This is a genomic window from Achromobacter spanius (genome assembly GCF_002966795.1).
Classification (GTDB): domain Bacteria; phylum Pseudomonadota; class Gammaproteobacteria; order Burkholderiales; family Burkholderiaceae_B; genus Achromobacter; species Achromobacter spanius_D.
This window is the reverse complement of sequence record NZ_CP023270.1, coordinates 2,417,758-2,440,855: the sequence shown is the minus strand read 5'-3', so window position 1 is coordinate 2,440,855 and position 23,098 is coordinate 2,417,758. Positions and strand designations below refer to the sequence as shown.

Genomic DNA, 23,098 nt, shown 5'->3' with positions numbered 1-23,098 from the left:
GCCATATCGATTACTTTTCCTGACGCGGATCGAGCGCGTCACGCAGCCCGTCACCCAGCAGATTGAAGCCCAGCACCACCAGGAAAATGGCCGATCCGGGGAAGATCGACATCCAGGGCGCCTGGGTCATGAAGTTCTTGGCCGTGTTGAGCATCGAGCCCCACGACGGCGTCGGCGGCTGCAGGCCCAGGCCCAGGAAGGACAGGCTGGCCTCGGCAATGATGGCCGTGGCGATCGTGATGGTGGCCTGCACGATCAGCGGCGGCATCACGTTGGGGAACACGTGCCGGCCGATGATGCGCAGGTCAGAGGCGCCCAGCGCGCGGGCGCTCTGCACGTAGTCCTCGTTCTTGACCGCCAGCACCTGCCCCCGTGTCAGCCGGATGAACTTGGGCGCGGCCGATACGCCGATGGCGATCATCGCGTTGGTCAGGCTGGGCCCCAGGAAGGCGGCCAGCGCAATCGCCAGGATCAGGAAGGGAATGGCCAGCAGCGCCTCGGTGGCGCGCGAGATGATGCTGTCCGTCCAGCCGCCGAAGTAGCCCGCGGCCAGGCCGAAAGGCACGCCCACGATCAGCGCGATCAGCACCGACACCAGGCCCGCCATCAGCGAGGCGCGCGCGCCGTAGACCATGCGGCTGTAGATGTCGCGGCCCAGCTCGTCCGTACCCAGCCAATGCGCCGCGGACGGCGCCTTGCGGATGGTGGTGAAGCTGGTCTGGAGCGGATCGTGGCTGACGATGAACGGCGCCAGGATGGCCACCAGCACGAAGAACAGCACGATGCCCAGGCCGAGCATCGCGATGCGGTTGCGTTTGAATTTGGCCCACGCGCGATTGCGGCTGCGGGGCGGCGTGACGGCTGCGGCCGTTGCAGGAATTGCGCTCATGAGTGCCTCAGGCGGGGATTGACCAGGATGTACAGGATGTCGGCCAGCAGGTTCATCAGGATGAAGCCCACCGCCACGCAGAGCACCACGCCCTGCACCACCGCGTAGTCGCGGGTGAACACCGCATCGACCACCAGCTTGCCGAAGCCCGGGATCGTGAAGACCTGTTCGGTCAGCACGGCGCCCGCCAGCAGTTCGCCGAACAGCAGCGTCACCAGCGTGACGATCGGCATCAGCGCATTGCGCAGCGCGTGGCGCAGCACCACGCTGCGCGGCGACACGCCCTTGGCGCGGGCGGTGCGCACGTAGTCCGCCGACAGCGCTTCCAGCATGGACGAGCGCGTGTGGCGCATCAGGTACGCCGCGATCGCCGTGGACAGCACCAGCGACGGCATCAGCATCGTCTTGATCGACAGCCAGAAGTCTTCAGAGGGCGACACATAGCCCGAGGCCGGCAGCAGCTTCCACTGCACCGACACCACCATGATGAGGATGATGCCTAGCCAGAAATTGGGGATGGACATGCCGGATAGCGCCGCGATGTTGGCGCCCATTTCAACGGGCTTGCCCTTGCGCACCGCGGCGATGATGCCCATGGGAATGCCCACCAGCAGTGCGAAGAACATCGCCATGGCGGCCAGTTGCAGGGTGACGGGCAGTTTTTGCGCGATCAGCGTCGTGACGGGCACGTCGGTGCGCAGGGACTTGCCCAGATCGCCTTGCAGGACCTGCGCGGCCCAGGCCGCGTACTGCATCGGCAACGGGTCGTTCAGGCGGTATTTGTCGCGCAGGTAGTCCAGGACGGCCGGGTCGCGCTCTTCGCCGGCCAGGGTCAGCACCGGATCGCCGGGCAGGATTTTCTGCAGCATGAAGACGATCATCGACACCAGTATCAGTGTCGGGATCGCGACGATCACGCGGCGCAAGATGAGTTTAAGCATGTGGGAAACCGTAAGACAGGAACGACGGACGGCGCCGGCCGGACAGGGCCCGATGCGCGTCCGCCGCAAACGACAACCGGACGCGCAAGGCGCGTCCGGCGGGCGCGGCGGGCATTCGCCGCTCCAACATTACTTCTGCGCGAACGTCACGCCCTTGAGCCGGATCATACCGTCCGGATAGGGCGTGAAGCCCTGGACCTTCTTGCCCATCACGAACGGCCACGGCTGGTAGTAGTTGTACACGCCGGGCAGTTCGTCCTGGATGATGGCCTGCGCCTGATCGTAAATCGCCTTGCGCTTGGCTTCGTCCGGGACCGTGCGGGCCTGGTTCAGCAGCTTGTCGACTTCCGGGTTGCAGTAGTGGCCATCGTTCAGCGCACCCTTGCAGGTGACGAAGGCGTGGATGTTGCCGTCGGGATCGACCCGGCCGGACCAGCCCAGCATCACGATCTGGAAGTTGCCGCCGGCCGATTCCTTCTGCAGCGCGGCGTACTCGGTGGGACGCAGCGACAGGTCAAAGCCCGCCTCGGCAGCCATGGCCTGCACGATCTCGGCGACGGACGAGGTGGTGGTGTTGTTGCCGAACACCAGCTCGGCCTTCACGCGGTCAAAGCCCGCCTGCTTGAGCAGGCTCTTGGACTTGGCCACGTCGCGCTGGGTGACCGGGAACTTGTCGCTGTGATAGGGACTGGCGGGCGGGAACGGCTGCTGGGCCGGTTCAAAAATGCCGCCGCCGGCCACTTCGTTGATGGCGTTGCGGTCGATGGCGTACTGGAACGCCTGGCGCACCAGCTTGTTCTTGAACGGGTTGTCTTCGGCGCGCTTGCCGTTGTCCACGTTGAACATGAACTGCTGGAAGCCCAGGCCCGCGACCGGCGCGAACGTCAGGCTGGCGTCGGTCTTGACCTGCGGCGCGTCGGACGGGTTCAGGCGTTCGAGCATGTCCAGGTCGCCGGCGCGCAGGTTGGACAGGCGCACGGTGGTGTCCGGGATCGGCAGGAAGGTCACGCGCTTGAACGCGTAGTCCTTGGCGCCGTAGTACTGGTCGAATTTTTCCAGGATGATGCGGTCGTTCTGGATGCGTTCGACGAACTTGTACGGGCCCGAGCAGATGGGCTTGCGGCCCACCGCGGCGACATCGTCCGTGAAGGTCTTGGGCGACAGCATCATGCCGGCGCGGTCGGACAACTGCGCGAGCAGCGTGGCGTCCGGTTCCTTCAGGGTCAGCACCAGCGTGGTGGCGTCAGGTGCGTCGACCTTGGCCACCGAGCGCAGCTCGCCCTTGCGCAGGCTGTCCGGCAGGCTCATGGCGCGGTCCAGGTTGGCCTTGGCCGCCGCCGCGTCGAACTTGGCGCCGTCGTGGAACAGCGCGTCGTCGCGCAGCTTGAAGGTCAGCACCTTGTTGTCGTCGCTGAACGACCACGAGGTGGCAAGCTGCGGCACGAAGTGCAGTTTGGGATCGATGTCCACCAGCTTGTCGCACAGCGACGTGAACACGATGCGGCCCACGTAGGTGCGGGCGCGGTGCGGATCCAGGACATCGGGATCTTCCTGCAGGCCGATCCGGATGTTCTGGGCGCTGGCGGCGCCGGCGGCCAGCGCCAGCAAGCTGGCGCCGAAGGTCATGGTCAAGCGTTTCATTGTGTTTATTCCCCTTGTTGCTGCATTTGCCGGTTTAAGGAAGCGCTTTAGAAGCCGACCGCCTGGCCGTCGCGACGGCTGTCGCTGGCGGCGACGTAGCCCAGTTCGTTGTCGTTCTCGGACATGCGCCAGATGAACTGGCCGGCGCCGAAGTCCATGTACGGATCGTCAACGGATTTCAGAGCATGCCCCAGGTCCTTCAGTCCCGCAATCGTCGACGCCTTCATATTGGTCTCGATATCGAGCGTGAAGTCGCGATTGACCTTCCAGCGCGGCGCGCAGCATGCGGCCTGCGGATTCTGGTGGTAATCGATCATGCGGACCACGGTCTGCATGTGGCCCTGCGGCTGCATGTCGCCGCCCATCACGCCAAAGCTCATGACCGGCTTGCCGCCGCGCGTGAGGAAGCCCGGGATGATGGTGTGGAACGGGCGCTTGCCGCCTTCGACCACGTTGGCCGACTTGGGATCCATCGAGAAGCCCACGCCGCGATTCTGCATGCTGATGCCGGTGCCCGGCACGACCACGCCCGATCCGAAGCCCATGTAGTTGGACTGGATGAACGAGATCATCATGCCGTTTTCGTCGGCGGCGGTCAGGTAGATGGTGCCGCCCGCGTGCGGACGGCCGGCTTCGAAGTGAGTGGCCTGGTCCAGGCGGATCAGCTTGGCGCGGCTGTCCAGGTAAGCGTCCGACAGCATCTGTTCGGGCGTGACCTGCATGGCGCGCGGGTCGGCCACGTACTTGTACAGGTCGGCAAAAGCCAGCTTCATGGCTTCGATCTGGATGTGCTGCGATTGCACCGAATCCACGGGGATATCGGCCATGTCGAAGCGTTCGACGATGCCTAGCGCGATCAGCGCGGCGATGCCCTGCCCGTTCGGCGGGATTTCGTGCAGTTCGTAGCCGCGGTACGACTTGGAGATGGGCTTGACCCATTCCGGGCGGTAGCCGCGCAGGTCTTCCAGCGTCATTGCGCCGCCGCATTCCTTGCTGAAGGCGGCGATGCGCTCGGCCAGTTCGCCTTCGTAGAAGTCGCGGCCCTTGGATTCGGCGATGCGGCGCAGCGTGTTGGCGGCGTCGGGGAAGCGGAAGTGCTCGCCGACCTTGGGTGCGCGGCCTTCGGGCAGGAAGGCCTGGGCGTAGCCGGGCTGCGACTTCAGTTCCTCGGCGGCGGCGGCCCACTTGTGCGCGACCACGGGCGGCACGGCGTAGCCGCGCTCGGCGATCTCGATGGCGGGTTCGAACAGTTGTTCGAACGGCAGCTTGCCCAGCTTTTCATGCAGCGCGGCCCAGCCGGCCACCACGCCGGGGACCGTGACCGAGTCCCAGCCGCGCTTGGGCTGGATGGCCAGGCCGTTGTCGCCGGTGCCGTACTTGCGCTTGAAGTATTCGGTGTTCCAGGCGGCGGGCGCGACACCCGACGAGTTCAGACCATGCAATTCCTTGCCGTCCCAGACGATGGCAAAGCAGTCACCGCCCAGGCCGCACGAGACCGGTTCGACCAGGACGATCGTCGCAGCGGCCGCGATGGCGGCGTCCACGGCGTTGCCGCCCTTGAGCAGCATGCGCAGACCCGCCTGGGCCGCCAGCGGGTGCGACGTGGAGACCACGTTGCGAGCGAACAGCGGGATGCGAACGGAAGGATACGGGTTGCCCCAGTCGAAGGATTTCATGTGGCGGGTCTCATAACGGTTAAGCGGGCGAAGTTACTCTCGTGCTTTAATTAAATCAATTTGATTTTTTGTTCCGTCATAAAAGAATTTTTTATGAGTACGATCCGATTCCTGCGCACGTTTCTGGCGGTCGCGCACCACGGTTCCTTCTCCGAAGCCGCCGAGCAGGTCGCCCTGACGCAGGCGGCCGTGAGCTTTCAGATGCGCTCACTGGAGGCCGAACTGGGGCGAGAGCTCTTTGACCGCAGCGGGCGTCTGGCCATCCTGAACGCGGCCGGGCGCGAATTGCTTCCCGAAATCAAGCACTTGCTGGATTTATACGACAGACTGAGGCGCCCGAGCACGGCGCCCGGCGAATTGGCAGGATCGGTGTCGGTGGGCAGCATCGTGTCCTGCATGGGCACGCTGTCCAAGGTCATCTCGGGGTTGAAGAAGGCGCATCCCAAGCTCGACGTGCGCATCCTGTCGGGCAAGGCCAGCGAACTGGCGGGCAAGGTGGAAGACGGCGAGCTGGACGCCGCGTTTTTGGTGGAGGCGGGCCGCAAGATGGCCAGCACGCGCTGGACGCCGCTATATGAAGAACAGATGGTGGTGATCGCCCCGCGCTCGGCGGCCGGCAAGGATGCGCGCGAGGTACTGGCGGGCAATCCCTTCCTGCGCTTTGACCGGACCCAGCGCACCGGGCTGCAGATCGACCGCCTGCTGCGGCGCATGGCGGTGCCGGTCAATGAATTCCTGGAACTGAACGCGATCGAGACACTGGTGGAACTGGTGCGCCAGGAGGTCGGCGTGACGCTGCTGCCGCTGATCAACGGCGCGAACTGGCAGCACAGCCCGGAGCTGCAGATCTTTTACCTGCCCGAAGACCTCGGGCCCCTGTCACGCTCCATCGGCATGCTGGAACGCCGCGAGCATGCCCGCCAGGGCATCACGGCGGCAATCTGCGAGGCGTGCGCGCAGGCTTTCCGCGCACGCGAACCGCAGACCGCCGCGTGAGGTTTACTCGGCCATGGCCGGGTCGGTCACGGACGCCTTGCCCGTTTCGATGCGGCCGGCAAAGCGGCGCAGCCACGACGGATCCTCGGCCAGGCGCACCGTGAAGTCGTACCAGGCGTGGCTGGCGGCCAGCGCCCAGTGCTGCTCGACCTGCCCGCCCGCCGGGACCGTGAACGTCCAGCGTTCGTGATTGGCGTAATAGGCGTTGGGCGCGACTTCAAAGGTGCACGGCGTCTTGCCGGCGTTGATGAAGCTGACGTAGGCGTCGCCGTTGGCAATGTCGTAGCAGACGCGGATCTCCGCATCCTGCTGCGCCGTGCGGTCGTGCGCCAGATCCCCCGCGAAATGGCGGTGCCAGCCGTTGGGACCCAACACCCACAGGTCGTACTTGCCGCCGTCGGCCGCCGTGTCCCAACTGCCTTCAAGCTGCTTGTCCGGCTCTACCGTGTAGCGGCGCGGCAGGCGATCCAGGTGCAGGCGGTCGTAGACGTGGAACACCGCGGCCTGCTTGCCCGTGTTGGAGAACACCAGCCACATGTTGCCGGTGCCAGGCTGGCTGCGGCCGCTCGCGTGCAGTTCGTAGGGCAAGGCGCGTGAATAGCGCACGCCCTTCTCTTGCACGCCCTTGGCCTGCGTGGACGGATCGGGCAGCGGCACCGCGGTCAGCGCTTGCTGGGCAGCGCGTTCCTGATCCGCACCCGTGCGGGTCAGGATGTTCAGGTCCGGCAGCTTCTCGTCATTCGGCGTCGCGAAGTTGAAGGCCGAGGTCAGGTCGCCCAGCACGGCGCGGCGCCACGGGCTGATATTTTCTTCCTTCACGCCGAAGCGGGCTTCCAGGAAGCGCAGCACCGACGTGTGGTCGAACGCTTGCGAATTGACCCAGCCGCCGCGGCTCCACGGCGACACCACGTACATCGGCACGCGCGGACCGGGGCCGTAGACGCGGTTGTCGGCGGCGTCCTGGGCGGACGCGTGCGTGTGGCGCTCCAGGTCGGTGTTGACGGTGGAGGCGCCGGCCATGGAACCGTCCGCGTTCAGCGACGGCGCGGCGGGCGGCGGCACGTGGTCGAAGTAGCCGTCGTTCTCGTCGAAGTTGATGAGCAGGACGGTCTTGCTCCAGACATCCGGATTGGCGGTCAGCGCGTCGAGCGTTTCCTGGATGTACCAGGCGCCTTGCACGGGGCTGGACGGGCCGGGGTGTTCGGAATAATCGGCGGGCGCGACGATCCAGGATATCTGCGGCAGCGTGCCGTTCAGGGCGTCGTCGCGCAGGGCTTGCAGGAAGCCGCCGTCGGGCATGGTGTTGGCCGTGCCCTTGTACAGCGGATTGGACGCATCCATGCTGGGCGTCCAGGCGGGGTACGGCGCGCCATTGGCGCCGTTGCCCGCCAGTTCGTTGGCGCGGCGGTACTGCTGAAAGCCGGCCAGCGGGTTGTCGCCAAAGTTCTCGGGCAGGTTCTGGTAGACCTTCCAGGTCACCCCGTTTTCCTGCAGGCGCTCGGGGTACGTCTTCCAGGTCCAGCCGATGTTCGAGGCCCCCAGGCTGTCCCACTGGTTGCGGGTGGACGGGCCATTGCCCTGCGCCAGCGGGTCGTTGGTGCCGGTCCAGTGGAACAGGCGGTTGGTGTTGGTGCCGCCGTGCGTCGAACAGTGGTAGGCATCGCACAGCGTGAAGGCGTTGGCCAGCGCGAACTGGAATTCCACTTCCTTTTCACGGTAGTAGCCCATGGACTGGTTCTGCTTGTAGCGCGGCCACTGGTCCATGCGGCCGCCGTCCCAGGCCATCTGGGCGTCGACGTAATCGTGCGGCGTGCCGGCCACGCGCTGGGCGTTGCCCTGGGTGCTGTCCAGGTGATACGGCATGACGACGCGCGTGCCGTTGGTCTGTTCCCAGACCGAGCGGTCCTGCGGGAGCGGAATGGTGATGCGGTCGCCAAAGCCGCGCACGCCCTTGAACGTGCCGAAGTACATGTCGAACGAGCGGTTTTCCTGCATGAGGATGACCACGTGCTCGACGTCGTTGATGGTGCCGGTGCGGTTGTTGGCGGGAATGGCCAGCGCGCGGCGGATGGCGGGCGGAAACATCGACAGCGCGGTCAGCCCCGCGGTGGAGGCGGCCGCGTTGCGCAGGAACCGGCGCTTGCCGGCGTGGATCGTGTCTTTTTCGGACTTCACGGATGCTTTTCCTATGGGTCTATAAAGGTTGCGGCTCAAGGCGCGCATCGCAGTTCGGGCTTGGCGGGCGGCGGCGTGGGCGTTTCGGGCTGGGTGGGGGTGCCCGGGTCGGTGGGGGTGGCCGCGTCGTCATCGTCGTCGCCGCCGCCGCAGGCGGCCAGGGTGACGGTCAGCATCAGCACCGCGCCGGCGCGCAGGAAACCGCGCAAAATCATGGACTTGCTCATGGGGTATCTATCCTTGGGACATCAGGGAAACAGTTCGGAGACGGACTTGCCGGACAGGGCGAGGGATTTCACTTCTTCCTCGGTCAACGCGCGCGACCAGAAGGCGAGGTCGTCAAAAATCATGGTGTACGGGCCCTTGGTGCCGGCGCAGCAGATGCCGTAGGTGCCGCGGCCGTCTTCGTTCAGGCCGATATGCGGGCCGAAGACGCCGGCGATCTGGGTCAGGTCGACGCCCGGGTTGGCGGTGGACGTGACGTTGCGCACGAAGCCGAGTTCGCTGTCGTAGCGGTAGGCGGTCATCGTGCGGGCCGTCTTGTCGATGGTCATGGCGATGTAGACGGGCTTGTTGGCCGTGAACTTGACGCCATTGATGTCGGCGCGTTTGCCGCCGCCGGCGACGTTGAAGCGCAGTTCGGGGCCGGCCCATTGGGCAATGGTGATGCCGGGGTTGCCGCCGGAGTTGTAGTCTTTGTTGCCCACGATGGATCGGTCGTTGGCGGTGCCGTCGGACTGATACCAGAAGCCGATGGTGAAGGCCTGGACGCTGTCCATGAGGCCTGCGGGGTAGTCGAGCTTGAAGGCACCCAGGGCGGCGGCGCTGCGTTCGTTGCGCAAGCTCTTGCCGTGCATGCCGGGGTCGGCGTAGGCGGGGGCCTGGACGCCGTCGTACGGGGTGATGGCGCCGCCGCCCGCGGCCTTGTCGGCCACGTCGCCTTCGAAGGGGAAGAACATGGTCAGGCCGGTGCGCAGCGAGGCTAGCAATGGGACGGGTTTGGCATAGACGACCGAGGCGTGCGCGGCGCTGACGGCGCGGCCTGCGGAGACGCTGTACGCCAGCTCGTGCACGCCTTCGGTGTCGAAGGTGAAGCCGGTGTCGACGTATTCGGTGGCGGTGCCGGGCAGGCGCGCGACTTCATTGCCGTCGCGGCTGACGACGATGTCGCCTGCAGGTTCACCGACGCGCACCCAGCTGACGGTGACGCTCTTGTTGTCCATGGAGGTGCGGGTGGCGACGCGGCGCAGGGCGAGCGGCTCGGAGAGCGCGGTGCCGGCCATGTCGTAGGCGGCGGCTTCGGGCAAAGCGCCGAGGTGCGAGAGGACGGTGGGCGCGACGTCGGCGGCGCTGGGCAGCGCGTACCAGTTGGTGTCCCATACGCCGTCGAAGGAGGCATCGTCGGCGCTGCCGCCGAGCAGGACGGGTTGATTGGCGGCTAGCAGGATGGTCTTGTTCGCGGAGAACGGCAGGCCGTCGCTGCCGCCGGTCTTGTCGAGGCCGTGGCTGGAGGCGACGACCATGAGCCAGTTTTCGTTGGGATGTGCGGCGCGGCGGTCGGCCAGTTGCTTGGCCAGGACGCCGAGGGCGGCGTCGGTCTGGTGGATGACGGCCTCGTAGGTGGTGCCGAAGCCGTTTTCAGCGGCAGCGCGTTCGGGTGCGCCGAATTGGGCGACGACGACGTCGTAGCCTTCGGCGATGCGGTCGCGGGCTTGGGAGGCGACGCAGTCGTCTGCGCCGGCGCAGTCGGTCAGCGTCTGTACATAGCCGGCGTCGCGGTCGGTGCCTAGCAGGCTGGCGAGGATGGGGGAGTTGAAGGCGCCGGCGGTGCGGGCGTCGGGTTGAGCGGTTTTGATGCGTTGGAACAGGCTGGGGGCTTTCATGCCCTGCCCTTGCGCATTGGAGCGCACACCGTGGACGTCGGCCCATTGGCCGGTGAGCAGGGTTGCCCAGCCGGGGGCTGACAGTGTTGGCTGCTGGGTGACGGTGCCGGTCACGCCGCCGGTCCAGGCGCGGGTGACGGTGAGTTGGCTCAAGTTGGGGAGCGTGTTGTCGGCGGCGCCGCGGCGCAGCGCGTCGTAGGTCAGGCCGTCGACGCCGACGAACAGCACCTTGTCGACGCTGGCCTCGCCCGGGGCCGTGACGGGCGGCTGGGTGGGCGGGGTGGGCGGGGCGACGGGCGCGTCGTCGTCGTCATCGCCGCCGCCACAGCCGGCCAACACGCTGGTCGCCAGCAACGTGGCGCACCATCTTCTCCAGTTCAATGTCTGCATTGCTTCTCTTCTCGTTTTCATGAAGGGGGTCTTACGCTGGGCGACATGGTGGAGATCGAACGTGAAAGACCCGTGAAATAAAGGAGAGAAACCTTGATTGCTGAATCAGGATTCTTTTGCGTATGACGTGATGCAGGGGGGGGGGTTGGGCGGGTTGATTGCTTGGGGGATGAGTTCTTGAGGCGTCCGGCACGGTGGCGGCCCGGGGCGCGCGGGGCCACGATTGCGGTCCGGAGCCTTCGCTCCGGACTGCCCCGTCGTCATCGTCGTTGTCGCCTTCGGCGACGGCCTTCCGATTCCCTCGGGCTTATCGACGCCCCGCGCACCCCGGGCCGCCACCGCACCGGACTCTGGCAATTCAAGTCTTCAGGTCGTTGGGACGATCGGCGTGCTTGGCATTTTTGTGCAGAGACCTTCGGGCTAGCAGCGTCTTGCGGTGCCCGTCCCCGGTCGGCCGCGCGGGCGGCCTTCGGGGACTTACGCGGTGTCTTGCGGTGTGGTGATGACGCTTCGCGTGTGGCTGGTGCGTCGCGCGTATTGCCTAGGTGTCTGACACCCGCTGAGATGGCGTGACGCGCCGACGATTTTCTCCCTAGGGTGTCGACACCGCCGCATTGAGCCACCGCCACATCGCCGCTATTGCAAGGCTGTCATGAAACGCCGCTATAGTCGGCCGCGTCTTGTTGTCCGTGCCTGAATGCCATGCCTTTGTCCCTGCGCTTGCCCCTGCCCTCCGCGCCCGCCGCGCTGCGCGTTCTTGTCGTGTTGGCCTTTGCCTCGGGGCTTGGCGTGTGGGCGTCGATTCTGCTTGCGCCGCAGCCCGGGCCCCTGCCCCCGGCCGTCTCCGCCGCCGCGCCGCGCGCGGCTGACAACACGCCGGTGGCGTTGTGGTTCGGCAAGGACGAAGCCATGCGAACGCAGATCACGGTGTTGGGCGTGATTGCAGCCGGACCCGATGGCGCCGCGGTGCTGAGCGTGGACGGCGGACCGCCGCTGGCATGGCGCGCCGGGGCGGAGGTGGCGCCGGGCATCTTGCTGCGTGACATCGCGGCGGATGCCGTCACGGTGGAGCAGTCGGGCCGCGCAAGCCGTCTGGCGGCGCCGGCGGCCCAGGATGCGCCGGGCGGGATCACGCTGGCGAAGTAGGCGCGTGACAGGTTCGCGACGTGCGATGCGCATTACTGTCATATTTCATGTCCACAATCCCGGGCTTCAACAGATAGACCGGAGTTGCAAAGTGCGTCAGTTACCGCGCGGGCTTGCCCGCCAGCAGGGCTTCACCCTCATCGAGATCATGGTGGTGATTGTGATCATGGGGATTCTGGCCGCGCTGGTGGTGCCGCGTGTGCTGGATCGCCCCGACCAGGCGCGCCAGGCCGCCGCCCGCCAGGACATCGGCGGGATCATGCAGGCGCTGAAGCTGTACCGCCTGGACAATGGCCGCTATCCGACCACGGCCCAAGGCCTGCGCGCGCTGGCGCAAAAGCCTGATGGCGTGGCGAACTGGCGCGGCTATCTGGACAAGCTGCCCAACGATCCGTGGGGCCATCCCTATCAATACCTGAGCCCCGGCGTCAAAGGCGACGTCGACGTCTTCTCGTTTGGCGCCGACAACAAGCCCGGCGGAGAAAGCGGCGATGCCGACATCGGTTCCTGGGAACTCTGAGCGCGGTTTCACGCTGGTCGAAGTCCTGGTGGTGCTGGTGATCGTGGCCATTGCCGCGAGCATGGTGAGCCTGTCCGTCGGCCGGGGCGACAACGGGCTGCGCGCCGACGCCGAGCGTCTGGCCGACGCGTTCACCGTGGCGCAAAGCGAAGCCCGTAGTGACGGACGCAATATCCGCTGGCTGGCGAACGGCCAGGGTTGGTCGTTCGAGCGCGCGGGCCGCGCGGCCGGTCCCACGGCGCAAGACGACATTCCGGTGCCGGCCGACCGGCTCGAACGCGACGAGGTTCTGCGTCCGCAGTCCTGGTCGGCCGCGCCGGTGCAATGGCGGCTGGATCCGGATCGCCCGCTGATCTTCAATACCGAATGGGTTGCCGCACCGATGACGCTGACGCTGAGCACGGCTGATGGGCACGTCACGCTGCAACGCGACGCTGCGGGGCGCTATGAGATTCGCTGACGCATCGGTCAAAGGCGTTGCCGAGGGCGCGATCACGGCGGCCGCTGGCGTCGCCGGCGCTGTTGACGCAACATGCCCGCCTGAATGCGACCGCAAGCGCAACCGCGAGCGCGGCTTTACGCTGATCGAAGTGCTGGTGGCGTTGGCGATCATTGCCGTGGCGATGGGCGCGGCGCTGCGCGCTACCGGGGTCATGGCCGCGAACAATCGCGCCCTGCAGGACAAGACGCTGGCGCTGTTGGCCGCGCAGAACGCGCTTACCCAATTGCGGCTGGAACAGGCCCTGCCGCGCGCCGGGACGCAGATGGTGCCGTGTCCGCAAGGCGGCCTGGCGCTGCAATGCGAACTGGTCTTCACGAACTCGATGAATCGCAGCTTTCGGCAGGTGTCCGTGAAGGTGCATGACGCCGCGTCTCCGCGTGACGGAGCGATCCTGCTGCAGCTCGACGGACTGCTGTCCAGTTTGCGATGACGATGCGCCGTTCTCCGCAATCGCAGGCCGGCTTCACGCTGATCGAGGTGCTGGTCGCCCTGGCGCTGATGGCGCTGGTGAGCCTGATGGCCTGGCGCGGGCTGGCCAGCGTGTCGGGCGCGCGCGATCTGATCGCCGCGCAGGCCGAGGATACGGATGCCATCGTGCGCACGCTGGGGCAGATGGCGCGGGACGTCGAGTTGTCGTACACGGGTCCCGCATTTGATTCGCCGGGACTGGACGCGGTGGCGTTCACGACGGGCCTGCGGTTGCTGCCGCGGGCGGCGGGCGGGCAGACGCTGGAAATCCTGCGTCCCGATCCTGATGGCAACGGGTTGTGGCAGCGCATTCAATGGCAGGTTCGCGGTGACGGCCTGTGGCGCGTCAGCGGACCGTCCGCGCCTCGCAGTCCACTGCCTGCGGCTAGCGACGGCGTGCTGCTGCTGCCGGGCGTGCGATCTCTTGCGCTGCGCGCTTGGGTGCCGGGCGTGGGCTGGGCAGATGCGAACGCGTCTTTTGGGGCCGCGCCCAGCGGGCTGGAGATCGTTTTTGAACGCGGCGTGCCGGGCGACCTGCGGCGCTATACGCGCATCCTGGAGCTGCCATGACGAGCGCGGTGGTTCATGCCCACGGCGCGGGTGGCGCGCGCAACACCCCCAGCGCTACCCGCCAACGCGGCGCGGCGGTCGTCAGCGCGCTGATCGTCGTTGCCATCGTGGCGGCGCTGACGACCAGCCTGTTCCAGCGGCAGACCGCCAGTACGCGGCGCGTGGAGAACGAACTGGCGCGCGTGCAGGCGCGTGCGATGCTGGCGGGCGGGATCGACTGGGCGCGGCTGGTGGTGCGCGACCACGGCCGGCGCGAGCCCACCACCCGCGGCGACCAGATCTGGGCGACGCCGGTGCTGGACACGCGCATCGAACGGCCCGGCGACGATCGCGTGGCGGTGTTTTCGGGCGGGGTGCAGGACGAGCAGGGCAAGTACAACCTTTACAACCTGGCGCGTAACGGCGTGCCGCAGCCGGAGCAGGAAGAGATTCTGCGGCGTCTGCTGGGTTTGCTGGAACTGCCGGATACGCTGGCCGCGCGGATCGTTGACATCGTCGCGTCCGCGCAGCCGCCGGCGCTGGCGGCGGACGCGCCGAATAACGCGACGCGTCCCGGTCCGCAGGCACGCGCGCCGCTGCCGCGCGGGGTCGACGAAGTCGCCGCCCTGCTGGGGCTGGAGCCGCCGATGCGCAATGCGCTGCGGCGCACGATGACGCTGCTGCCTTCGGCCACGACGGTCAACGTCAACACCGCGCCCGCCGAGGTCATCGCGGCGCTGGTGCCGGGGCTGTCGCTGGCGCAGGCGCGGGCGATGGCGGGCGAGCGCGATCGCGGCAACTGGTTCAACAACACCGGCGATTTCGCCAATCGGCTGGCGGGGACGGGCGTGAAGACGCCCGCGCCGTCCGTCTCCACCAACAGCGGCTGGTTCCTGGCCAGCGGCACCGTGGTCTACGAACGGGCGCGCGTCTCCATGCAGGCGCTGATGCGCAGCGCACCGCCGGCCGCGCCCGAAACCATCTGGACGAGAGAAACACCTTGAAGAACACCCTGCGCATCGCCCTGCCCGCGCTGGAGGAATTTGGCGCCGATTCGCCGCTGCCCTATGCCTGGTTCGACCGGCGCGGCCGCTGCGTGCGGCAAGGCGAACTCGCGCTGCGCGCCCTCGGGAACGCCTGGCCGCAGGCCATGTGTGAGGCCGTGCTGCATCCTGCCGACGTCATCGCGGCGACGGTGCAGATTCCGGCGGTGGCGCGCGCGCACTTCGGCGCGGCCGTGCGCGGCGCGCTGGAACCGCTGGTGCTGAGCGACCTGGACAGTCTGGCGATCGGATACGGCACGCGCGCGGCCGACGGTTCCGTGCCGCTGGCGTGGTCTCCGCGCGAGCCGGTCCGGCGCGCGTGGAGCCTGCTGAGCCAGCAAGGCCTGCGCGTGCGCGCGTTGATCGCCCCGCAGGCGCTGGCGCCGGCCACGGATGCGCCGTTGCGCGATCCCGCGGATCCGCGCTGGCACGCGCCCTCACCCGCTTGGTCGCTGGCGATGCCGCACCTCGCCCCGGTCAGCGTGTCGCGCTGGCAGCCGGTGTGGCGTTGGGGCGCGCTGGCCGCCGTGGTGTGGATTGCGGGACTGAATATCTATGCGGCGCAGTTGCGCGGCGAGGCCGATACCCTGCAACGCGGCATGCACGACCAGGTGCTGGCGGCCTTTCCCAACGTGCCGGTCGTGCTGGACCCGGCGCGTCAGGCGCAGCAAGGACTGGACGCGTTGCAGGCCAACCGCGGCGCGGCCAACGCGGGCGACTTCCTGCCATTGGCGCGCGCGGCCGCGCAGGCCCTGCCCTTTGCGGCCGACAAGGTCGCGCATCTGACCTACGCCGACCAGGCGCTGACGTTGCAGTTGGCGGACGCCGGGCCGCAGGCGCAACGCGTCGCTGAGACCCCCGCGCTGATCCAGCAGGCCGCCGCCCTGGGGCTGAAGCTTGAACGCGGCGACACCGACAACACCTGGCGCATCGTGCGCAGCCAACCATGAAACCGCTTTACCGACTTCAAGCCGCGTGGCAGGCCGCGCGCAAACCCGTGGACCCGGCGCTCGCGCGCGCCCGCCAGCGCTACCAGGCGCTGGCCCCGCGCGAACGGCGCCTGGTAGCGGGCGCCGCCCTGCTGCTGGGCGCGGCGATCGTCTTCGTCACCCTGATCGAACCCGCCCTGAACACCGTGCGCAAGCTGCAGGCCGAGCTGCCGGGACTGCGCGCCCAGGCCGCCACCGTCGCCGACCTGACCGCGCAAGCGTCCGCCCTGCGCCTGCGCAGCGCGGCGCCTGCGGGCGCGATGCCCAGCACGGCGGAACTGGCGGCCAGTCTGGAACGCGCCGGCCTGCCCGCGGGGCAATGGAAGCTGGCGGATGCGGAAGGCGGTGGCGTAGAACTGTCGCTGGACCAGGCGCCTTCGTCGGCGCTGATGCGCTGGCTGGACGGCGCGGGACGCGACTGGGGGCTGGCTATCTCGCAAGTGGACCTGACGCGCGCCGCGAATGCCAATGGACGGCCGCTGCCGGGCCTGGTCAACGGCAAGGTCGTGCTGCTGCCGCCGCAGGCGGCGGGGAGCCGGTGATGGCTGTGAAGATTCCCTTGGACCGTGGGGCGGGTCCGTGGCTGGTCAGCGCGGTGTGCGCTGCAATCGGGAGCCACTCATGCACGTGAAACTTCCCTCACGCCGAGTTGCAGGTTTGTGGCTAGCGGGCGCGGCGTGCGCCGCCATCGGGAGCCACTGATGCGTGTGAAACTTCCCCCGCGCCGCGTCGCAGGTTTGTGGATCGCCGGCGTCCTATGCGCCGCAGCCGCCGGCGCTGCCGTGCTGCCCGCGCGCTGGGTGCTGGCGCTCTTGCCCGACGACGCGCCGGTCGCACTGGCCGACGCCAGCGGCACGCTGTGGCGCGGCAGCGCCTGGATCGCCCTTGGCTCCCAAGGCGCGCGCCGCGTGCTCCCGCAACCGGTGCAATGGCAATGGCGCTGGGACACGCTGGCGCTCGACATTTCGCATCCCTGGCTGCAAGGCACCCTACGCGCGCGCCCCGGGTGGAACGGCCTGGCGCTGCCCGCATCGTCCCTGCGCGTGCCCGCGACGGTCCTGCCCGCGCTTGGCGCGCCGTGGAACACATTGTCGCCGCAAGGCATGCTGGAGATCAGCTGGCAGCCCCTGCGCCTGGGCGCCCCGCTCCCCCCCGGCCCGGTCGTCGACCTGCGTTGGCGCAACGCGGCGACTGCGCTTTCACCCATTACGCCGGTGGGCACGTACCTGCTACGCGTGCAAGGCGGCAAGACTGGCGCCACGCTGACCCTCAGCACGGAAAGCGGCCTGCTCGACGTCAAAGGCCAAGGCAGCACTGGCCCCCGAGGCATCAGCTTCCAGGGCGAAGCCACGTTCTCCCAATCGGCCAGCGAAGCCAACCGCGCCGCGCTGGACGGCCTGATGTCGACGCTGGGCCGCCGATCGGGCGACAAGGTAACGTTCGGCGTGGGGAAATCCGGGCGTTAGGGGCGATTGCGGGAAGGTGTCAGACACCGTGTAGCAGGAACCGCAACTTGTAGGACTAAATGAGGTGTCTGACACCAAGTCGATTGCGGGCGCTACGCGTCGCGCGTCACGCGCAGGATTTCTTCTGGCGATGTCTGCCCTGCGTCCACCCAGCGCTGCCCGTCTTCACGCATGCTGCGCATCCCCGACGCTGCCGCGGCGCGGCGCAGTTCGCGCTCGTCGCGGCCTTCGTGGATTAAACGGCGGGCCTCGTCATCTACCGTGAACAGCTCGTGGATGCCGGAGCGGCCGCTGTAGCCGGTGTGGTTGCAGGCTTCGCAGCCGACAGGGTGAAACACCTGCACGCCATCCAGCCTCGACGGCGCCTTGCACGCCGGGCATAGCTTGCGCACCAGGCGTTGCGCCAGCACGCCCAGCAACGACGACGCCAGCAGAAAGGGCTCGACCCCCATGTCGGTCAAGCGCGTGACCGCCGACACCGAATCGTTGGTGTGCAGCGTGGCCAGCACCAGGTGGCCCGTCAGCGATGCCTGCACCGCGATCTGCGCGGTTTCCAGGTCGCGGATTTCGCCGATCATGATGACGTCCGGGTCCTGGCGCAGGATGGCGCGCAGGGCCAGCGCAAAGCTCATGTCGATCTTGGCGTTGACCTGCGTCTGGCTGATGCCGGCCAGGTCGTATTCGATGGGGTCTTCCACCGTCAGGATGTTGCTGGTGGAGGCGTCCAGCCGGCTCAGCGCCGCGTACAGCGTGGTGGTCTTGCCGCTGCCGGTCGGGCCGGTCACCAGCACGATGCCGTGCGGCTGGCGGATCAGGCGGTCCAGCTGCCCAAGCACGCCGGGGCTCATGCCCAGCTTTTCCAGTTGCAGGCGTCCCGCTTCCTTATCCAGCAGACGCAGCACGGCGCGTTCGCCATGCCCGGTCGGCAGCGTGGACACCCGCACGTCGATCGGCCGCCCGCCCACGCGCAGCGCGATGCGGCCATCCTGCGGCAGCCGTTTCTCGGCGATATCCAGATGCGCCATGATCTTGATGCGCGAAATCAGCGCGGCATGCAGCGCCTTGCGCGGCGACACCACGTCGCGCAGTGTCCCGTCCACGCGGTAACGCACCACGGAATGCGTTTCGAAGGGTTCGATGTGGATGTCGCTGGCGCCGTCCCGCGCAGCCTGCGCAAAGAGCGCGTTGATCATGCGGATAACGGGCGCGTCGTCCTGCGCTTCCAGCAGGTCCGCCACTTCGGGCATGTCCTGCATCAGGCGGTCCAGGTCGATCTCGTTTTCCGCCACGCCCATGACCGACGCCGCGTCTTCCGAGTGGCTGTACGCCGCGGTCAGCAGCGTCTCCAGCGCCTCGTCGTCGATCTGCGTGAGGCCGATATCGCCGTGGCAGCGCCGGATTTCGCGCACCGCCCATTCAGGCGTGCGCGGGCTGACCGTCAACTGCGCCTGCCCTCCGCGCAGCGACAGCACCGCGCGCTGCGCGCGGGCCCAGGCATAGGGCAAGGGGTGCGCGCTCATAGCAAAGTCTCGGGGTCCACCGCCACCGTCATCATGAGCGGCCGGGGCGCGCGGATGGGCTGCTGCGCGGGCGCGGGCGGCGCGCCGGGATACTGGCGCACCGCGAAGGTTTCCACCGTCGTGGGCGGCGGGCGGCGCAGCGTTTGCGCCTGCTGTTCGGGACGCAGGTCGTAGGCGTTGTTGGACACCGACGGCGCCGACCCGGGCAGCGGCAGGATGGGCGCCTGCATGTCCGGCAGCGCCCAGTGGTCGCGCGGCTGCACGGCGCCCTGGGCGCGGCGCATGTAGTCGTAGCGGTCCATCGTGACGCTGGCGCTGCGGTTGGCGTCGCGCACCACGTAGGGACGCAGGAACACCATCAGGTTGGTCTTGGTGCGCTTGCGCGTGTCGTAGCGGAACAGCGAGCCGATCACGGGCAGCGAGCCCAGGCCCGGCACGCTATTGGACGTCAGCGTCACGTTGTCTTCCAGCAGGCCGCCCAGCACGATGATCTGGCCGTCGTCGATCAGCACGCTGGTGTCGATGGCGCGCTTGTTGGTGACGATGCCGGTCGTGGGGGTCGAGCGGCTTTCGTCGATGCTGCTGACTTCCTGGTAGATGTCGAGCTTGACCGCGCCGCCTTCGGAGATCTGCGGGCGGATGTTGAGCTTGAGGCCCACATCCTCGCGTTCGATCGTCTGGAACGGGTTCGAGCTGCCGTTGCTGCCCGAGGTCACGTACTGCCCCGTCACGAACGGCACCGTCTTGCCGACCAGGATGCTGGCCGACTGGTTGTCCAGCGTCAGCAGGTTGGGCGTGGACAGGATGTTGGCTTCGCCGGTGTTCTGCATGGCGCGCGCCAGCACGCCCAGGTTGATGACTTCGTTGCCCAGCACATCCACCGTCCCCTTCACCACGCCCAGGCTCAGGCCGCGGCCTATCGCGTCGATGGACGTCGGGCCGTTGCCGGTGATGCCGCTGCCGCCCAGGTTTGTGCCGCCGATGAAGCTGGTGCCGTTGCCGTTGATGTTGCCCGCCCCGGTCATCCACTGGATGCCGAACTCCGCGGCCTTCTCCTCGCTGACTTCCACGATCAGGCTTTCCACCAGCACCTGCGCGCGGCGCTGGTCCAGCTGGTCGATCACTTCACGCAGGCTGCGGTACAGCGGCTCGGGCGCGGAGATGATGAGCGAGTTGGTGGCCGGGTCCGCCTGGATGGTGGCGCCCCCTGCGGAATACGACACCGCCTGCGACGAGTTGTCTTCGCGCGCGATGCGCTCCTGCTCGCCGGACAGACCGCCGCGCGACGAGCCCGACTGGCTGGACATGCCCAGCCCCGCCTGGTTCGACGTGCTGCTGGCCGTGTTCTGCGCACGCGCGCCGCCCGGCGTGCCGCCGGTGCTGCTGCTGGCGCCCGGGGCCGCGCCCGGCGCCGAATTGGCCTGACCCGTCAGCAGCCCGCCCAGCACCTCGGCGATGCGCGTGGCCTGCGCGTTGCGCATGTAGACCACGTGCAGGTTGCCCGCACGGTTCTGCTGCGCGTCCAGCTTCTGGATCAGCTCGCGCGCCAGCCGCGTGCGGGCCGGGCTGCCCGAGCGCACCAGCACGCTGTTGCTGCGCGGATCCGCCACGATGGCGATGCGCTGTGTCGGATCGCTGCTCTGGGTATCCAGCAACTGCGAGGCCAGGATGGCGATGTCCGTCGCGATGGCCGACTGCACCGGGACGACGTCGGTGTCCATCGAACTGGGCACGTCGATGCGCGCGATGACGGCGGCGATGCGTTCCAGGTTGTCGGCGTAGTCCGTCACGACCAGCGTGTTGTTGCCGGGGTAGGCGTTGATCGGGTTGTTCGGCGGCACCATCGGGCGCAGCACCGGCACCAGGTTCGCGGCGTTCTCGTACTTCAGCGGGAACACGCGCGTCAGCATTTCACCGCTGTTGCCGCCGCGCTTGGCAAAGGACGACACGGGCACGGGCGCCCTGCCCCCCACAGCGGTCGCGCTGCCCGCGGGCTTCGCGCCGCCCACGACGGCGCTGCCTTGCAGCTTGGCATCGGCCTCGGGCACCACGCGCGTCACGCCGTCCACGTCGACGATGGCAAAACCCTGCAGCCGCAGCGCACCGGTCAGCATGGACAGGGCCTGCGCGCTATCCACGGGCCGGTCCGAAACCAGCGTGAGCTTGCCCTTGACGCGGGGGTCCACGAGGAAGTTGCGCTGCGTGAACAGGGACAGCGCGCGCAACACCGCGGGGATGTCCGTATCGACGAAGTTCAGGCTGACGCGGTTGTCCGCCTGTTGTGCGTGGGCCGTGCTGACGGCGGGTCCGAGTTGGCTTGCAACAAGCAGGAAAGCAAGGCTGAATTGCGCGATGTGACGCATGACGAGATAGTTGCCCGAGACGTGAAATCGTTTGAGAAAACGTGAAAGCGCGTCGGAGTATACGGGGTGTGACTGCAACACTACGGTCATATTTCCAAGGCAAGGTGACGGGCTGGAAACCCTTTAAATTCGGGGCTCTTGGCGATTTCGGCAGGTGCTTCCGCTTTATTACAGTCATGCCCTCCTTTCGCTATGAAGCCACCGATGCGCTCGGCAAAATCGTGCGCGGCACGATCGACGCCGACTCCGAACGCGGCGCCCGCAACCAGTTGCGCGGCCGCGGTCTGCTGCCGCTGTCGACCTCGCTGGCGGCGCGCGCCGAAGGCCTCGGCGCGGCGCTGCGCACGCGCCTGTCGGATGCGGATCTTGCCTGGCTGACGCGCCAGCTCGCCAGCCTGCTGGCCGCGCGCCTGCCGCTGGATGCCGCGCTCAGCGCCACGCTGGAACAGGCCGAGAAAAAGCACATCGCGGCCACGCTGGGCGGCGTGCGCGACGACGTGCGCGCCGGCCATCGCCTGTCCGCCGCGCTGGCCTCGCGGCCACGCGACTTTCCCGAGATCTATCGCGCGCTGATCGGCGCGGGCGAAGAGTCGGGCGACCTGGCGCAGGTCATGGAGAAGCTGGCCGACTACATCGAGGAACGCAACACCCTGCGCAGCAAGGTCATGACGGCGTTCATCTACCCCGCGGTGGTGGCCAGCGTGTCTGTCGTCATCGTCATCTTCCTGCTGGGCTATGTGGTGCCGCAGGTGGTGTCGGCCTTCAGCCAGGCCAAGCAGGAATTGCCGATGCTGACGCGCGTGATGCTGGGCCTGTCGGATTACGTGCGCGAATGGGGCGCGGTGACGGGCATCGCCGTGGTGGCGATCATCGCGCTGTGGCGCTACACGCTGCGGGCGCCGGCCGCGCGGCGGGCCTGGCACGCGCGTGTGCTGCGGCTGCCGCTGGCCGGACGTTTCGTGCTGGGGGTGAACGCCGCGCGCTTTGCGTCCACGCTCGCCATCCTGTCGGGCAGCGGCGTGGCCCTGCTGACCGCGCTGGAGGCCGCGCGCCGTACGCTCAGCAACGACGTGCTGCGCCTGGCGGTGGACGAAGCCGCGGCGCGGGTGCGTGAAGGCGCGGCGCTGTCGTCATCGCTCGGCGCGCAGAAGGTCTTTCCGTCGCTGCTGGTGCATCTGATCGCCAGCGGCGAAAGAACCGGCCGCCTGCCCGAGCTGCTGGACCGGGGTGCGCAGAACTTGTCGCGCGACCTGGAGCGGCGCGCGATGGCGATGACGGCGCTGCTGGAGCCGGCGCTGATACTGCTGATGGGGGGATTTGTCCTGCTGATCGTGCTGGCGGTGATGATGCCGATTCTGGAGATGAACCAGTTGATCAGGTAGGGATGTGGGCCGCAGGGTTGCGGGCCGCTGAAATTCGGGCCGCGTGTCGGCGCGGCCCGTGCAAGCTGCGGATCAGAGCGCCTCTTCGTCGCTCTCGCCGGTGCGGATGCGGATGGCCTGCTCAACCGGGGTCACGAAGATCTTGCCGTCGCCGATCTTGCCGGTGCGGGCAGCCTTGACGACGGCTTCGATGGCGGCTTCGACCTGATCGTCCGGCAGCACGACTTCGACGCGGATCTTGGGCAGGAAGTCGACCACGTATTCAGCGCCGCGATAGAGTTCGGTGTGGCCCTTCTGGCGGCCGAAACCCTTGACTTCGGTGACGGTCAGCCCGCTGACGCCGACTTCCGCCAGCGCCTCGCGGACTTCGTCGAGCTTGAAGGGTTTGATGATGGCGGTGACTTGTTTCACGTTGGTCGTCCTGGTTTTTTGATCTGTGCGGCGCGCTGCCGGCGGCTGTTGCGTGGGACAGAGCGCGATGAACGAGAGAATACCACCGCGCAAGGGCCAGCCCCACGCCGCACGGGAAGACCCGCACCGATCGCTTCGGTAACGATCG

General features: G+C 67.7%; 21 protein-coding genes. 11 read left to right on the top strand and 10 right to left on the bottom strand.

All coding sequences use genetic code 11. The annotated features are described in order from the left end of the window. Nucleotides 1-10: 10 nt before the first annotated feature. The 4 genes from CLM73_RS10885 to ggt form a co-directional block, all read right to left on the bottom strand. A complete protein-coding gene (locus tag CLM73_RS10885) occupies nt 11-889 on the bottom strand; it encodes an ABC transporter permease (RefSeq protein ID WP_105238442.1) in 879 nt (292 codons plus the stop codon). Next, the gene (locus CLM73_RS10880; RefSeq protein ID WP_105238441.1) at nt 886-1,830 is read right to left on the bottom strand and encodes an ABC transporter permease; all 945 of its coding nucleotides are present in this window, start codon (nt 1,828-1,830) and stop codon (nt 886-888) included. The genes CLM73_RS10885 and CLM73_RS10880 overlap by 4 nt, the downstream gene beginning before the upstream one ends. Nucleotides 1,831-1,959: 129 nt before the next feature. Further along, entirely contained in the window at nt 1,960-3,471 is a 1,512-nt protein-coding gene (locus CLM73_RS10875) for an ABC transporter substrate-binding protein (RefSeq protein WP_105238440.1), read from the bottom strand. Between the two features lie 47 nt (nt 3,472-3,518). Further along, a complete protein-coding gene (gene ggt / locus CLM73_RS10870) occupies nt 3,519-5,147 on the bottom strand; it encodes a gamma-glutamyltransferase (RefSeq protein ID WP_056570073.1) in 1,629 nt (542 codons plus the stop codon). Between the two features lie 93 nt (nt 5,148-5,240). On the opposite strand from ggt, the gene CLM73_RS10865 reads away from it, so the two are divergent. Then, nucleotides 5,241-6,143, top strand: a complete 903-nt coding sequence (locus CLM73_RS10865) for a LysR substrate-binding domain-containing protein (protein ID WP_105238439.1) — start codon at nt 5,241-5,243, stop codon at nt 6,141-6,143. 3 nt (nt 6,144-6,146) lie between these two features. On the opposite strand, the gene CLM73_RS10860 is transcribed toward CLM73_RS10865, so the two are convergent. From CLM73_RS10860 to CLM73_RS10850, 3 genes are read right to left on the bottom strand one after another with little or no spacing between them, the layout of a single operon-like run. Next, nucleotides 6,147-8,318, bottom strand: coding sequence for a phosphocholine-specific phospholipase C (locus CLM73_RS10860; RefSeq protein WP_105238438.1), 2,172 nt, complete (start codon nt 8,316-8,318; stop codon nt 6,147-6,149). A gap of 35 nt (nt 8,319-8,353) precedes the next feature. Next, nucleotides 8,354-8,545: a hypothetical protein gene (locus CLM73_RS10855; protein ID WP_199778282.1), complete on the bottom strand. Its 192-nt coding sequence runs from the start codon at nt 8,543-8,545 to the stop codon at nt 8,354-8,356. Nucleotides 8,546-8,566: 21 nt separating this feature from the next. Further along, nucleotides 8,567-10,591, bottom strand: coding sequence for an alkaline phosphatase family protein (locus CLM73_RS10850; RefSeq protein WP_105238437.1), 2,025 nt, complete (start codon nt 10,589-10,591; stop codon nt 8,567-8,569). Between the two features lie 702 nt (nt 10,592-11,293). Here CLM73_RS10850 and CLM73_RS10845 point away from each other — a divergent pair. From CLM73_RS10845 to gspN, 9 genes are all read left to right on the top strand, one after another. Further along, complete coding sequence (locus tag CLM73_RS10845; protein ID WP_105238436.1) at nt 11,294-11,737, top strand: general secretion pathway protein GspC; 444 nt, start codon at nt 11,294-11,296, stop codon at nt 11,735-11,737. A 148-nt stretch (nt 11,738-11,885) separates the two neighbouring features. After that, entirely contained in the window at nt 11,886-12,257 is a 372-nt protein-coding gene (gene gspG, locus CLM73_RS10840; RefSeq protein WP_234015893.1) for a type II secretion system major pseudopilin GspG, read from the top strand. Beyond that, entirely contained in the window at nt 12,229-12,717 is a 489-nt protein-coding gene (gene gspH, locus CLM73_RS10835) for a type II secretion system minor pseudopilin GspH (RefSeq protein ID WP_105238435.1), read from the top strand. The genes gspG and gspH overlap by 29 nt, the downstream gene beginning before the upstream one ends. Then, the gene (gspI, locus tag CLM73_RS10830) at nt 12,704-13,189 is read left to right on the top strand and encodes a type II secretion system minor pseudopilin GspI (protein WP_234015851.1); all 486 of its coding nucleotides are present in this window, start codon (nt 12,704-12,706) and stop codon (nt 13,187-13,189) included. The genes gspH and gspI overlap by 14 nt, the downstream gene beginning before the upstream one ends. A 2-nt stretch (nt 13,190-13,191) precedes the next feature. Then, nucleotides 13,192-13,797: a prepilin-type N-terminal cleavage/methylation domain-containing protein gene (locus CLM73_RS10825; protein ID WP_105238434.1), complete on the top strand. Its 606-nt coding sequence runs from the start codon at nt 13,192-13,194 to the stop codon at nt 13,795-13,797. Then, nucleotides 13,794-14,780 carry a type II secretion system minor pseudopilin GspK gene (gene gspK / locus CLM73_RS10820; protein WP_234015850.1) on the top strand — a complete coding sequence of 329 codons (987 nt, stop codon included), beginning with the start codon at nt 13,794-13,796 and terminating at the stop codon, nt 14,778-14,780. The genes CLM73_RS10825 and gspK overlap by 4 nt, the downstream gene beginning before the upstream one ends. Beyond that, complete coding sequence (locus tag CLM73_RS10815) at nt 14,777-15,769, top strand: GspL/Epsl periplasmic domain-containing protein (protein WP_105238433.1); 993 nt, start codon at nt 14,777-14,779, stop codon at nt 15,767-15,769. Before gspK ends, CLM73_RS10815 begins: the two co-directional genes overlap by 4 nt. Next, entirely contained in the window at nt 15,766-16,350 is a 585-nt protein-coding gene (gene gspM / locus CLM73_RS10810; RefSeq protein ID WP_105238432.1) for a type II secretion system protein GspM, read from the top strand. The genes CLM73_RS10815 and gspM overlap by 4 nt, the downstream gene beginning before the upstream one ends. A gap of 159 nt (nt 16,351-16,509) precedes the next feature. Beyond that, nucleotides 16,510-17,274, top strand: coding sequence for a type II secretion system protein N (gene gspN / locus CLM73_RS10805; RefSeq protein WP_105238431.1), 765 nt, complete (start codon nt 16,510-16,512; stop codon nt 17,272-17,274). Nucleotides 17,275-17,366: 92 nt separating this feature from the next. Here the strand turns inward: gspN and gspE are convergent, their stop codons facing one another. Together gspE and gspD are read right to left on the bottom strand one after the other, a co-directional pair. Further along, nucleotides 17,367-18,794, bottom strand: a complete 1,428-nt coding sequence (gene gspE, locus CLM73_RS10800; protein WP_105238430.1) for a type II secretion system ATPase GspE — start codon at nt 18,792-18,794, stop codon at nt 17,367-17,369. Beyond that, entirely contained in the window at nt 18,791-21,157 is a 2,367-nt protein-coding gene (gene gspD / locus CLM73_RS10795; RefSeq protein ID WP_105238429.1) for a type II secretion system secretin GspD, read from the bottom strand. Before gspD ends, gspE begins: the two co-directional genes overlap by 4 nt. A gap of 176 nt (nt 21,158-21,333) precedes the next feature. On the opposite strand from gspD, the gene gspF reads away from it, so the two are divergent. Further along, on the top strand, nt 21,334-22,539 hold the full coding sequence (gene gspF, locus CLM73_RS10790; RefSeq protein ID WP_105238428.1) for a type II secretion system inner membrane protein GspF: 1,206 nt from the start codon (nt 21,334-21,336) through the stop codon (nt 22,537-22,539). Nucleotides 22,540-22,611: 72 nt separating this feature from the next. Here the strand turns inward: gspF and CLM73_RS10785 are convergent, their stop codons facing one another. Further along, nucleotides 22,612-22,950 carry a P-II family nitrogen regulator gene (locus CLM73_RS10785; protein WP_006386376.1) on the bottom strand — a complete coding sequence of 113 codons (339 nt, stop codon included), beginning with the start codon at nt 22,948-22,950 and terminating at the stop codon, nt 22,612-22,614. Nucleotides 22,951-23,098 lie beyond the last annotated feature (148 nt).